Source organism: Flectobacillus sp. BAB-3569, assembly GCF_002270355.1.
Lineage (GTDB): Bacteria > Bacteroidota > Bacteroidia > Cytophagales > Spirosomataceae > Flectobacillus > Flectobacillus roseus.
Map to the genome: position 1 here is coordinate 125,228 of NZ_NJFZ01000008.1, position 15,554 is coordinate 140,781.

At 39.4% G+C, this 15,554-nt stretch carries 3 protein-coding genes; all 3 read left to right on the top strand.

Annotated elements, in window-relative coordinates; all coding sequences use genetic code 11:
* Positions 1-235 precede the first annotated feature (235 nt).
* The 3 genes from BWI92_RS09245 (at position 236) to BWI92_RS09255 (ending at position 15,521) form a co-directional block, all read left to right on the top strand.
* Entirely contained in the window at positions 236-11,740 is an 11,505-nt protein-coding gene (locus tag BWI92_RS09245) for an SdrD B-like domain-containing protein (RefSeq protein ID WP_095162302.1), read from the top strand.
* A gap of 128 nt (positions 11,741-11,868) precedes the next feature.
* Positions 11,869-12,870, top strand: a complete 1,002-nt coding sequence (locus BWI92_RS09250; RefSeq protein ID WP_095162304.1) for a type IX secretion system membrane protein PorP/SprF — start codon at positions 11,869-11,871, stop codon at positions 12,868-12,870.
* Positions 12,871-13,076: 206 nt separating this feature from the next.
* Entirely contained in the window at positions 13,077-15,521 is a 2,445-nt protein-coding gene (locus BWI92_RS09255) for a carboxypeptidase regulatory-like domain-containing protein (protein WP_095162306.1), read from the top strand.
* Positions 15,522-15,554 lie beyond the last annotated feature (33 nt).

Consider the following 15,554-nt stretch of genomic DNA (forward strand, 5'->3'; position numbering starts at 1 on the left):
AAGTCCGTAAATCGAGGATGTGCGCTTGATTTAATATAGCACAAAAAGGCGGTCAGTTACTCAACTTAAGTGTTAGGTATTTGGCACAATTTTGGTACATTTTACCGTACAATCTCATCATTTTGAGACGCCTAAAAGTGACTAAATCATGCGAATCCGAAGTTTGAACAAAACTGGTCGATAGTACAAGATTTTGGTATCCTCCTAAGTAATTAAAACATTAACAAGAAATCGGATGAAAAAAACATTTACATTCGAGGTTGGCGCTAGCCGTCAAGCGGATCATAGGTTTTCATCGCATTTGCAGCCTAAAGTAGTTAATTCCCTAAATGCTTCTGATAGCATACCTGCTGTTATGCCCCTAAGTGAAGATTCACTTCTTGTTGATACACCAAGTAATTACTTGTCGGATAGCCCAAACGAACAAGGTCCTAGTAGTGAATTTTATCAATTAAACATACAGCAAATGAATCTTTTTACTTACCTGACACGAGCGGCTAATAATCTGTTTCAGCCTCGAGGTGCAAGCAATATGGGTGCTACTCTATTGTCAAAATCTCGCATGGTGAAATCTGTGTTGGACTTATGCGAAAGTTGGGGTTTGTCTACATTAACCAACCGCCTTACTTCGAATAAGAAAGAACAATTATCAGCAAGTTCATTGAATGGTTTTTCTACCCTTCGAACTGTATTCGCTTCTTTAATCCTTACAGTACTTACTGCTTGGACGGCTGTGGCTAGTCCAGACTTGTCTTTAACAGCTTCGGTAAGCAATGGTAATCCTAATCCTGGCGATTTGGTTACCTATATTATTAAGTTAAAGAATAGTACAGGAGATAAGGCTACCAATATTTCCGTAAAAGATTCCTTGCCTTCAACGTTGGAGTCGATTGTGTATTCGAGCCCAGCCTCAGGAGTCACCTACGACAATGTCAATAAAAAATGGGTAATTACTCAGTTGCTAGGCAATACTGAAATAACACTTCAAGTTCAGGCAAGAGTAAAAAGCGGCGACCTCGGAAGAGGAATCGCCTATGCTAGTTTTGAGGTAGTTGCTCAAACCGAACCAGATACGGATTCAAAACCAAACAATCATAATATTAATGAGGACGATCAAGCGGCTGTATGTTTTTCTGTCCCAACATATTTTTCGATTGGAAGTGTTTTTGAAGTTTCAGTACCAAAAGGTTTGACGAACGTAGTGTGGACTAGACGTATCGGAACAAATGGTGTTGCAACAGCTATTACAGCTACCACGTCAGGTTCGGGTGCTTATGTTCAAAATGGCGTATTATATATAGAAAGTATTACAGATTATACGGAGTTTACTTTTTCTGCTACCAATTCGACGTGTCCTGTAACAGGTTGTTGCCCAGTGAAGTTTCTTCCTGATCCTTTTGGTTCGATTGGAGATTATGTTTGGAGCGATGTGAATGCCAATGGTATTCAAGATGCTACAGAAACTGGATTGGCGGGCGTGAAAGTAGATTTATACACAGGCTCAAATACATTTGTAAAAACTGTTACTACAACATCGACAGGTTATTATTTATTTGATAACCTGACTTCTGGTTCTTATCAAGTACGTGTAACGCTTCCAGCGAAGAGTCAAATCTCTAAAGCTAATCAAGGAAGCGATGACACTAAAGACAGTGATTTTAGTGCATTGGGTCGCAGCCATTTAGTTACGATTAATACTGCATTAGCTGTTACAGATACTTTGAGAAACAATCCTAATGTAGATGCGGGTATCGTTCCTTTAGGTTCTATTGGTGATTATGTATTTAATGATAACAATAAAGATGGTATTCAAAACACAGGTGATACACCAGTAGCTGGTTTGAAAGTCTCTTTATTGGATAAAAATGGCAATGTAATCAGTACTACTACCACTAATGCGAGTGGTAAATATGAATTTATCGTTGCTAGTGGTCAGTACTATGTATTATTTGATAAGCCTGCGGGCTCAACCTTTACTTTAACAGGAAAAGGAACATCTTCTACTGACTCTGATGCAGGTACCGATGGTAAAAGTCCACTTATTACAATAGATGCCACAAAACCAGTTGGCGATCCTGCACGTGATAATAAAGATATCGACGCAGGTATTATTCCTAGCTGTAATGTAATAACGGGTAATCTATTGGCAGGTACAGCAGGTTTGTGCTTACCTACGGGAGGTTCATTAACACTTACAGCGTCTGTTTCGACAGCACCAACAGTTCCATCTGGATATGTTGTGAGATATTTGTTGAGTAAAGGCACAACAAATACTATTGTTCAGACGGCAACAACTCCAAGTTTCTCTATCAATGCAGCTGATTCATACAAGATTCATACTATAGTCTATAATACTACAGATTTGAACTTGACGACGGCTATTACATTAGGTACTACCAAACTTTCAGATTTGCAAACAACCATTTCTGGAAAATGCCTAGCACTTGATGCGACTGGAGTAAGCTTCAATGTAACAAGTAACCCAGATATGCCAAATGTAGTTGCTTCTGCTAGCACGCTATGTGTTGGCGATGTGGCTACTCTGACAGCATCGGGTACAGGTTCTTCTTATAAATGGTATACACTACCTACTGGAGGAACAGCCTTCGCTACTACAGCGAGTGTTCAAGTTACCCCAACGGCAAATACCACTTATTATGTAGAGACAATAAATGCGAATGGCTGTACAAGTGCTAGAAAAAGTATTTCTATCGTAGTAAATACCAAACCTACCACTCCAACAGTATTGGCATCAATTGCAAACCAATGCTCACCAGTTGCTACAACGACAGTGAATTTGGCGTCAGCTATTACGAGTACTCCTTCAACAAGTGGTGGTGTATTTGAGTGGAGAACAGGTTCGGCTTCAACATCGTCGTTGGTAGCAAATCCAGCGGCAGTGGGAGCAGGTACTTATTACTTGTTTGAAAAATCAACTACAGGCTGTTATAGTTCACCTGCGTTAGTAACAGTGAGTATTAACCCTTGTGCATGTCCTAATCCTGCAACGGTTATTCTTGCTGCAATTCCATCTCAGTGCGTGGGTAGTTTCACACAATTGCAACTATCAGCTACTTTGGGTGGGGGAGCAACAAGCGGAACATGGACCTCAACAGGTACAGGTACATTTGATAATGCATCGAGTGTTTCTGCGAAATATACCCCTTCTGCGTCAGATGAAACAAAAGGTTCAATCGAATTTACGTTTACAACCAATGACCCAGATGGTAGCGCTACTTTATGTTCGGCTGCTACTTCTAAAACGACTTTCATTTACAAAGCTCGTCCTTCGAAACCATCAAACTTGTCAGCTAGCTCACAAATTTGTTTAGGACAACCTAATACACTTACTGCTGAAAGCGCAGGTAACACGATTAAGTGGTACACAACTGCTACTGGAGGAACATCAGTAGGAACAGGCACTAGCTTGACAGTAACACCAACAGCAGCGGGTACAGTAATATATTATGCAGAGGCGTCAACGTCTGAGGGTTGTACAAGTGAAAGAGCATCTATCAGCTTTACGGTTAATCCATCGCCTACGACTCCAACAGTGTTGGCATCTTTAGCTAATCAATGTTCACCAGCAGTTACTACTACTGTGAATTTGGCATCAGCAATCACAAGTACTCCTTCAACAAGTGGTGGTGTATTCGAATGGAGAACAGGCTCAACGCCATCGGCATCGTTGGTAGCAAATCCAGCGGTAGTAGGAGCAGGTACTTATTATTTATTTGAAAAATCAACTAATGGCTGCTATAGCGCACCTGCAGTAGTAACTGTTAATATCAATTCATGTAGTTGTCCTAATCCTGCAACAGTTACAGTTGCTGCTATCTCGTCTCAATGCGTAGGTAGTTTCACACAACTGCAACTAACTGCTACTTTGGGTGGAGGAGCAACAAGCGGAACATGGACATCGACAGGTACTGGAACATTTGATAATGCAACTAGCGTATCTGCCAAATATACTCCTTCTGCATCAGACGAGGCAAAAGGTTTAATTGAATTTACGTTTACAACTAACGACCCAGATGGTAGTGCTACTTTATGTTCTGCTGCAACTTCTAAGACAGTATTTACGTATAAGACTCGTCCATCAAAACCATCAAACTTGTCAGCTAGCTCACAAATTTGTTTAGGAGAATCGAATACACTTACTGCTGAAAGTACAGGTAATACTATTAAATGGTACACAACCGCTACAGGAGGAACATCAGTAGGAACAGGTACTAGCTTAAAAGTTACTCCGACAGCAACAGGTACAGTAGTGTATTATGCAGAGGCAGTAACACCAGAAGGTTGTATTAGCGAAAGAGCATCTATCAACTTTACAGTGACAAGCTGTCAAACGACAGACCTAGCAGTTGTTAAAACAATTGTTGACGTAGCATCTCCGCAAACATCACCTTCTTATTTAGTAGGACAGACGATTAATTATGCTATCGTTGCTAAAAACTTAGGAGGTTCGAGTGCTTCAACTGTTAAAGTAAAAGATGTACTTCCTGCAAGCTTATCGTTTGTAAGTGCAGATCCTTCTGCTCAATACAATGCTTCAACTGGCGAATGGACGATTGGTACTTTAGCAGCTGGTGCTCAAGTTACTTTAAACATAAAGGCAACGATTCTTTCGAAAGGCAGTATCGTTAATGATGCCGAAATCTCAAGTCCAAGTGAAGACCCAACAAAATTGGGTAATAACAAATCAAGTGTAACTATCAATGCTATTGAATTGGCTGACTTGAGCTTGACGAAAACAGTTTCGAATGCTACTCCAAATGTTAACGACGAAATTGTTTATACAATAGTAGTATCTAACGCAGGTCCACACGCTGCAACAAATGTTGAAATTCAAGATGTGCTTCCTGCGGGTATCAGCTTTGTGTCTAGTTCTTCTTTGACAAACAACAACGGTACATTGACAGGTACGATTGCAAATCTGGCGAAGGATGCAAAAGTAGAATTTACTTTCCGCGCGAAAGTAACATCAGGTGGTAAAATCACGAACGCTGCACAAATTACCAAGTCGGATGTGAAAGACCCTGATTCGACACCAAATAATGGTACAGATAAAAATGAAGATGATGATGATAGTGTAGATATTATTACCCCAACTGTTTGTAATGTAGCAGCACCTGTGCTTGCAGCTGAGAAAACAGCTATATGCTCTGGTCAATCAGTAAACATCACGGCAGTAGGATGTTCAGGTCAGATTAAATGGAATACAGGTGAAACAACAGCATCTATTACTGTTACGCCATCTGTAAACGCAACTTACACGGCAACTTGTACAGTAAATAATTGTACAAGTAATCCTTCAACTCCTGTTTCGATTACGGTTACAACTCCAACAGTTCCAACAATAGTTGCATCATCAACTTCTATTTGTGGTTCTGGTTCTGTAACATTAACAGCTACTGGTTGTACTGGAACTGTTAAATGGTACGGTGGTGCACAAGTATTGACAGGTGCATCGGTAACAGTTAATCCAACGGTTACAACAACTTACTCTGCAACATGTACAGTTGCTACTTGTGAATCAACTAAATCACAATCAGTGACAATCACTGTGGGTACACCAACACCTCCAGCAATTAGTCCAGCATTATCAGCGATTTGCTCTGGTTCTCCATTGACATTAAGCGCAACAGGTTGTGCAGGTGGTACAATAGAATGGTCAAATGGAATGACAGGATCGTCAATTACTGTAACGCCAACTGTTAGTACAAACTACACTGCAGTTTGTAAAATGGGAACTTGTACAAGTATTGCATCGAATACAGCAAGTGTAACAGTTTCAGAATTTGCTAAACCAACAATTGCAGCATCTAAAACTGCTATCTGTGTGGGTGAAAGTGTAACATTGACTGCTACAGGATGTAATGGTACAATCAAATGGTCAGATGGTCAAACAGGTGCATCAGTAACAGTTAAGCCTTCGGTTACAACTTCTTACACCGCAACTTGTACATCTACAAATGCGACATGTAACTCTGGAGTATCAAATACTGTAGAGGTGAAAGTAAACAGTGGATCTATTGATGCGCCAATTGTTGTATGTGGAGATCAAGAAATTTGTGTTGGTCAAGAAGTTGTCTTCTTAGCATTAGGATGTCCAAGCGGTACAACAGTAAAATGGTCAAATGGTATGACAGGAACAACAATTACTGTGAAACCAACAATTACCACTGTTTTCTCAGCTGTTTGTTCATTAGGTGCATGTGAAAGTGTTAAATCAAACGAAAAAGAAATTGTAGTTAAACCAACGGTTGTAGTAACATTGGTTGCTTCAGCAGATAAGAATAATGTATGTGCTGGTTCTCCAGTAACATTATCAGTAAAAGGTTGCGAAGCTGGTAAGGTAACATGGACTGGCGGTCTAACAGGTTCAACTATTACAGTTAATCCAACGGTGACAACTACTTATACTGCATTGTGTACAGATGTAGCTTGTGCTACAGATGCTAAAGCTTCAGTAACGGTAAATGTTGCTACAGATTTGCCAACACCAGTAATCGTGGCAAGTACTACTTCTCCTGTATGTGCAGGAACAGAAGTTACTTTAACTGCCACAGGATGTACGGCTGATTTGTTGTGGAGTACTGGTGAAACTACTGCAAGTATTAATGTTAAGCCAACTGTAACAACTACTTATACTGTTCAGTGTAAATCAAATAGTTGTGCTAACGCAACTGCTAAGACATCTAGCCCAGTAACGGTAACAGTGGGTTCAGGTGTTGCGCCAGTTATTACAGCATCAACGAATACAATTTGTTCAGGTACTCAAGTAACGCTTACCGCAACTGGTTGTGGTGCTGGTGAGGTAACTTGGTCGAATGGTAAAACTGGCGCTTCTATCACTGAAACACCAACAACTACAACAACCTATTCTGCTACTTGTAAAGGAAATACTTGTGTAAGTGCAGAGTCGAACAAAGTAACGGTGAATGTTACACCATTAGCAATTCCAACAATTAGTGTTGTGTGTACTTGTCCTGCGAAATTTATGTGTCCAGGTAGTTCAATGACATTAGTGGCAACTGGATGTGAAGGTGGAACAATTCAATGGTCTGATGGATTTACAGGTGCAATTCATACAGTAAGCCCAACTCAAACTACAAACTACACAGTGAAATGTGTAACGAGTACTTGTGAGTCTGCTTCTTCAGCAGTAACAACTATTACAGTAGGAACTCCGACAGCTCCAGTAATTACAAGTGATGTATTAACTGCTTGTGCTGGTTCATTAGTGAACTTAACTGCAACTGGTTGTGATGGTGCTGTAATTTGGAGTGATGGTCAAATTGGAACAACGGTAAGTGTAAAACCAACAGCTAAGACAACTTATACTGCAATTTGTAAACTTGATAAGTGTGAAAGTGGTAACTCAAATGAGTTGACTATCCAAGTAGGAAATTCTGCTAGCAAGCCATCTACGAAAGATTTGGTAAATGCTTGTCCAGCAACAACCGTTGATTTAACATCTGGTTTATTAAGTACAGCGTCAAATGGTAGCTCATTTGAATTCAGAACAGGTATGTCAAGCACTTCAACTTTAGTAAGTAATCCACAAGCTGTTTCAGCAACTGGTACTTATTATGTATTCGAGAAGTTTGCTTCAGGTTGTACTTCAGCTCCAGCAGTAATCAATGTGTTTATCACAACAGATTGCACTCCTAAAGATTGTGCTACTACGCCTGCAACAGTAAATGCAGGTGCTGATGCTACAATTTGTGATACTAAATCTTACCAATTGAAAGGGGTATTTAGTGGAGCTGCAAACTTCATTACATGGAAGTCAACAGGTTCAGGTACATTTGATAATCCATTATTGCCAACTGCTACCTATACCGCTTCGGCACAAGATGTGACAAATGGTTCAGTGAAGTTATTCTTGACTTCAAATGACCCTGATGGTACAGGTCCATGTGTGGCTGCTGTGGATACAATGATTCTTACTATTAATGGAATCAAAGTAAAACCAACCATTACCGTTTCGGGTAATTTGACAGCTTGTACAACTGATTCTGTAGGATTGAAAGCAATTGATGGTTATCAATACAAATGGTATAAAGTAGGTTCGTCTTCTGTGGTTTCAACTGCACAGGCGATCAATGTGAAAGGTTTGGGTAGCTATTACTATATCTTGAGCGATGCAAATGGATGTACTTCTGTACCATCAGATACAGCTACATTGAATCCTCTTGCAGATATCTCTGCTCCAGTCACGAAGAATTTGATGATATCTTCTGGTCAGACTGCCAACTTGAATAGTTTAGTAACATCAACAACTCCAACTGGGGCTACCTTGGTGTTTAAATCTGGTGGTTCGGCAACATCTAACGATGTAGCAACTCCATCTGCGGTTGGATTTGGAACATACTACGCATTCTATCGTACTGCACAAGGATGTTTCTCTTCTGGTTCGCCAATTACAGTAAGTACTGATTTGGTAGTGATGGATTTGGCTGATATTGGTGTAGGTATAACAACAGACAAAGCAACATATGCGGTAGGTGACACAGTAGTAACTACAGTAACAGTAGTTAACTCTGGACCAAGAATTGCTAAAGGAGTTGCCCTAAGTGTAATCATCCCAGGAACGCTTACTTATGCAAGTCAAACAGGAGGCTTAATTCAAAATGGAAATACAGTTGGTGTAAATATTGATACACTTGCAATGAATGGTACTAAAACATACACATTCAAATCGGTGGTAACAAGTACTTCGGAAGCAACTATTACGGTGTCAGGAACTTCTAGCACTGTAGATCCGAATACAGCTAACAACAAAGCGTCTGTTACAATCAATGCAGGAATTGTAGATCCAAATGCCGCAGATGCAGCCATTGCTATAGTTGCAGATAAAACAGCCATTGGATTAAATGAAACAACAACTTTAACAGTAACTGTTTCTAACAATGGCCCTGCTACAGCTAAAGGAGTGAAAGTGACAACTACTATTCCAGCAGGGTTCGAGTTAATGTCAGCAGCAACTGATTGGATAGTGAGTGGAAATACTTTGACAGCTAGCTACGATTCATTGAAGAAAGGAGAAACAAAAGTATTAACATTCATCGCGAAAGGTATTACATCTGGAAATCTATTATTTGGAGCTACAGTAGCTTCTACCTTAGATCCTAAAACAGATAACAATACTGCAACGACCACTGTTCAGGTTGGAACTATCAACCCAACAGGTTTAGCTGACCTTGCTTTAAGCTTTACTGCAGATAAGTCGATTGTATCAAAAGGTGATGAAGTAGTTTATACATTAAAAGTTCAAAATAATGGACCTGCTGCTGCTTCAAACATTGAGTTAAGAGCGTTGTTCCCTCAAGGGCTAACATTCTTATCTGGCGATGTAGATAAAACTGCAGATTCAATAAAAGCAACTATCGGTAATTTGGCAGTTGGGGCTTCAGCATCATTCTCTTATAGAGTGAAAGTAGATGAAGATAAAACAATCTCAACTACTGCGACTACAACTAGGTATAGCCCAACAGACCCATTGTTGACTAATAATACAGCAACTGCGACAATCGTATCTGCAAACGATACACTCTATGCAGATTTGGCAGTAGTCAAAACAGCAAGTGCTACAACAGTTAACAAAGACAGTTTGGTAACCTACACCATTAAGGTAACCAATGCGGGTCCTGGTAATGCTACAAATGTTGTCTTGAAAGACTTCTTAGTAAGTAATTTGTCATACATCAGTGGCGACTTTACTTCAACTGGCAAGACTGCAACAGGTGATTCATTGAGTGCTACTATTGCAGCAATTGCAAAAGGAGAAACTAAATCGTTAACCTACAGTGCACGTGCTGTATTACAAGGTGTTGCACCTAACACTGTATTTGTAGCAAGCTCAAGTAAATTGGATGCTGTGAAAGAGAATGATAAGAGTACAGTTGAAGTTAATATCATCAATAGAGTGGTAAATGACTGTAGACTGGGCTTAGCATTAGCTGTAATTGATACAAACCAAACATCAACTGGTGTTTACAACGTGACTTATCAATTGATTGCGAAAAACTTCTGTAGTGATACGCTACGTAATGTTAGCTTGGTAGATTCGGTTGCGAAAAACTTCCCTTCTCCTGCAACATTTACAGTGAGTGCACCAGTATTGAAGAATACAGGCAATTTGGTAATCAATGAGGCATTTGGCGCTAGTGATCCAAATTTGGTGAAAGCGGCTTCTAGCTTCATGATTCCAAATAAAGTAGATACTTTGATTTACACTGTAACACTTACATTAAACGGCAATAAAGGTCCATTCTACAGTCAAGTAAATGGTTCGGGTATTGCTCCAAGTGGCACAGTAACAGCTAAGTCATCTGCTGGTACCGATGTGAGTGCAATGCCTAGCAGAACAGTATTGCGCTTCGACTTACCAAGAACATTGATTGGTGTAGCAAAAGAAGTTCTAGCTTCTGGCTTGAAACGTGAGAGCACAAACGAATGGACAGTTCCTTATGTCATTAGAGTTGTTAACATGGGTGTAAATAGAATCACGAAATTGTCAGTAACCGATGACTTAGATGCAGTTTATACTTCGAAAGGAGCAACTATTGTAGGTCAACCTACTGTTTCGACAAATCGTCCAGGTGTGAAAGTAAATTCTAAATATACAGGTTCTGGTTTGAATATCGATTTAGTATTGCCAGATTCGTCTGCGCTAGGTGTTGGCGATTCAGTATCAATCAACTTGGCAGTAAGAGTTAATACTACTGCTGCTACTGACTCAGTATTCAGTAACGTTGCAATAGGTAAAGGTACAGGTACAGATGGTTTGACTTATGAGGATATTTCAACGGCTGGTTCTGATCCAGATCCTGACAAAGATGGTGATCCTTCAAATAACAAGGTGGCTACTTCAGTAACGTTGAGTAACCCAGTAAAACCATTAGGAGATGCCGCAATTGGTGTAGCATTGTCAGCTAGCAAACCAGTGATGCAAACAGATAGCACGTTTAACGTGAAGTTTAGATTGATTGCTCGTAACTATGGTAAGGATACGCTAAACAATGTTGTTCTTGCCAACCATATTCAATCTAATATTGGTCAGCAAGTAACGGCTTGGTCATTGGTAGGTAAGCCAACACTTGTAAGTGGTAGTGTAAAACTAGATTCATTGTTCGATGGCATTGCTGATACAACTCTTACAGTAGCAAGTAGTACATTCAAGTTTGCCCAAGGTGACAGTATCGTGATTGAGTACACATTGAATATCCGTGAACCACTTCAGGATACGATTTATACTCAAGCTAGCGCAACAGGTATAAGTATTGCAGATGCGACGAAGAAAGCATTTGACTTATCAACAGCAGGTACGAACCCAGATCCTAATGGTGATGGTAATCCTTCTGAAAATGCTAAGACTCCTGTAATATTCGATGCGTCGGTAGTAACTGATAGTCCATTTATTCCTGAAGGGTTCTCTCCAAACGGTGATGGAATTAACGACAAGTTCGTAATACAGCCATTGAATCCTGATCAACGCATCGAATTGAAAATCTTCAACAGATGGGGAAGTTTAGTTTACGCTGCAAGTGACTATCAAAATGACTGGGGTGGCGAAGCTAACCAAGGTGTGAAAGTAATCGGTGATGGCCAAGGCTTACCTGATGGTACTTACTACTACAGCTTCACTCGTTACGATAGAACAACAGGTGAAATTATTTTAACCCAAGGTAAAAACACTGTAGTTAAATACTTCACAATTGTGAGATAATACAAAAACACCCTAGAGTGAGTCTCTCACTCTAGGGTGCCTAAATAGTTAAAAAATCAAATCAAAGAAAACTAAGCCAAGTAGTGTTTACCCTTTTTTCTTTGGTTAATAATTTAAACCATCATCCAATGAGACGCCAAAGTTTGCTTTCGAGAGCTAAAACCGCAATCATCTTCTCACTCGCCTTGGGGCTGGCAGGTGTAGAAAAAGCTCATGCTCAGCAAGAAGTCCAGTATTCTCAGTATATGTTTAATATGCTTGCAGTGAACCCCGCTTATGCAGGTAGCCGTGACGTGTTGAGCATGACTGGAGTTTACCGACAACAGTGGGTAGGAATCGAAGGCGCACCTACTACACAATCATTCACTGTTGATATGCCCGTTAAAAAAGAAAAAGTTGGTATTGGGCTACAAGCATACCACGACCAAATTGGGGTATTCAACAATACTGGAGCTTATTTATCTTATGCCTACCGTGTAAAAGTATCTCAACGCTCTACGTTGGCTATGGGTATCCAAGCTGGTGCAACCAACTTGGTTGGTAGTTTGGGTGGCGTTCGTCGTACCCTAGATAATAACGATATAGATCCAGCTTTTAGTGGTAATACTTCAAAATGGTTACCCAATGTAGGTACAGGTTTGTATTTGAGTAACGACCGTGGATATATTGGTGTTTCGGTTCCCAACTTAGTACAAAATGAACTTCGTACTTATACTGGTAATGAGGATACTTTGAAAAAAGCGCGTCAAGAAAGACACTATTTTTTGATGATGGGATTTGTTGTGCCATTAGGTAGTTCATTGGCATTGAAGCCTTCCGTTTTGGTAAAAGCTACTCGTGACGCCGCTGCATTTGATTTGAATCTTAACTTATGGATTCGTGATAGAGTTGCTGTTGGGGCTTCTTGGAGAACTAATAATCAGAAGTTTGATTCACCTTTCGCAAATCAAAATGGTGATGCCGCTATTGGTATGCTCGAAATTCAAGCAAGTGACCAGTTCCGTATAGGCTATGCGTACGATTTTATGCTAAATAGCTTGCAGAACTCGCAAAAAGGTAGCCATGAAATTATGTTGAGATACGAATTTGGTTTCAAGAAAGCCAAAATCCTTACTCCACGTTATTTCTAATCAAGTAATACGAAAGACTACATTAATAGTATATCTGTGGTGCACTGTGGAAGTAGCCGTCTTATTATGAGAGTAAACAAATAACTGATATACTATTAACTAAAAACTTTTTTTTATTATTACTGGAATGTATTGAATACAAGGCATGCCCTTCGTTGCTTTATCGATTTTGAATTCGCCTCATGATGTTATAACTATTTAGAAAAATGATTAATTGTAAGAAAATAGGATTGGTAATTCTTACTGCCTTTCTCTTTGTTTCAAAAGTATCAGCTCAGACTTTGAAAGATGCAGAAGCTGAATTTGAAAAAATGAGTTATTTGAATGCCGCCGAGATGTATGAGCATGCCCTAAAAGGCAAGGTTTCTGAAGCAGATAAACAAGCTGCGAAACTGAAACTAGCATATGCTTATCGACAAATCAAAGATTCTCAAAATGCAGAGAGAGTATATAAAGAGATTGTAGACAATCCATCTTTTTCAGGTGATTCAAAAGCATATCTTTATTATGCGCAAGCGCTTGCTACCAACGGTAAATACAAAGAGTCTCAAGAGGTATATGAGAAATACGCTAAATTAGCAGCGACAGACAAGCGAAGTTCAAGCTTTCAAAAATTGTATAAAAATATTGAAACACTCAATAAAAACCGTGCTTGTTACAAGGTTGAATACTTAAATCTAAATACTGATAAAGCAGATTTTAGTCCTAGTTATTACAAAAATGGTTTTGTTTTCAACTCTGGGCGTACAGAGTCTGTTGGGTTGAAAAGAGTATATTCATGGGATAATTCAAACTTTCTTGACCTATATTATTTATCCGACATCAGTAAACTTACTGCTTCTCAGCCTTCAGGTGTTGGTGGTTCGACAGCAAATAAAGAACGTAAGTTTAAAGCTCCAGCCGTTGTTGGTGATGACGAGTATACACCATCTACACCAAACGATTCTAGAACAATTGGGTCTTACGGTAGTACAGGTATGTACAAAGGATATGCTACCTACAACGAAACCCCTGTTACACAAAGTGAGGTTTTTTCAAAAACACTTAATACCAAGTATCATGAAGGGCCAGTAACCTTTTCTAGTGACGGTCGTAAAATTGTTTTTACCAGAAATAACTACAATTCAGGAAGTTTCAAAACTAGCGCTGACCGTGTAAATAAATTGAAACTTTACACTGCTGAAGATAAAAAAGGTGATGGGCAATGGTCGACAGTGAAGGAAGTTCCTTTTAATAATAATGAGTACTCGACCGGTCATCCTTCTTTGACAAAAGACGATAAGTTAATGTATTTTGTTTCAGATATGCCAGGTGGTTTTGGAGGAACAGACGTATATGTAGTTGAATACAACAATGGAAATTTTGGAACGCCTGTTAATCTTGGTCCTGAGATAAATACAGAAGGCAATGAAATGTTTCCTTTTGTAGATGAAAAAGGTAATCTTTATTTTGCTTCAGATGGTCACGCTGGACTTGGAGGATTAGATATTTTCTTCGTTGAATTACAAGATGGAAAAGCAAAAGGTAAAATTAAAAACCTTGGCGCACCAATCAATACAAGCCAAGATGATTTTGGACTTATAACCGATGGCGAACGCAGACAAGGATATCTAAGCTCAAACCGCAAACGTGGTGGTGCTGACGATGATATTTACAGATTTACACGCGAATGTGACGAAAAACCTGAGTGTCGCGAATTGCAGGTGATTGTATTTGATGCTGAATCTAAATTGCCACTAGATAATGCCGATGTTGAAGTGTCGACAGAGGGTAAGACAGAAATGAAAAAGACCGATTCTAATGGTACTTTCAAAATCTGTTTGGATGAAGATAAGTCATATTTGTTAAAGGCTTCTCGTGAAGGGTATCTTCCAAATACCGTTGGGTATTCGGCAAAAGATGCTAAAATCGAACAGTCGACACTGGATATTCCTTTGCAACCAGTGAAAGAAGTGGAAGGTGATTCTCTTTCTGCAAGAATTAATCCATCAGGAAATCCAAACCCAGCATTACCTTGTAAAGTAACAACCTTAAGAGGTCGAGTTACTTCTAACAAAGATAAACAACCAATTGCAGGCGTTCTTGTGACTTTAAGAAACGAATGCGATGGAACAATTCAACAAGTAGTCACTGGCGCAGATGGTCGTTATCAATTTGATATTTGCCAAGGTTGTGATTATAATTTGGAAGCAGCAAAAGAAAACTTTGGCTCGAAAAGCAACAAAATCAAGAAAGTTGGCGACAATCCTCCGAAATACATCAACTCTAACTTGAGTATGTTTGAAGAAGGAGATGTAATCACCATTGATAATATCTACTACGATTACGGTAGATACAATATTCGCCCTGATGCTGCCAGAGAATTGGAGAAGTTGGTATCATTAATGAAGCGTTATCCTAAAATGAGAATAGATTTGCGTTCTCATACAGATTCTCGCTCATCGACTGAATTTAATCAAAAACTCTCAGAAAATCGTTCGAAATCAGTGGTTAGCTATTTGCGCAAACGTGGTATCGCCTCAACCAGATTAGAGTCTTCAGGATTTGGAGAAACACAATTGCTTAATGAATGTGCTGATGGTGTTGAATGTACTGAAGAGCAACATCAAACCAACCGTAGAACAGAATTTAAAGTAATTCAGATGCAATAAATTTGAGTGAAATTGATATTTGAGTCCGTGTAT

What these genes read in the sequence shown, in the direction of transcription:
- BWI92_RS09245 (WP_095162302.1), top strand. Translation starts at nt 236, where the DNA reads ATGAAAAAAACATTTACATTCGAGGTTGGCGCTAGCCGTCAAGCGGAT.
- BWI92_RS09250 (WP_095162304.1), top strand. Translation starts at nt 11,869, where the DNA reads ATGAGACGCCAAAGTTTGCTTTCGAGAGCTAAAACCGCAATCATCTTC.
- BWI92_RS09255 (WP_095162306.1), top strand. Translation starts at nt 13,077, where the DNA reads ATGATTAATTGTAAGAAAATAGGATTGGTAATTCTTACTGCCTTTCTC.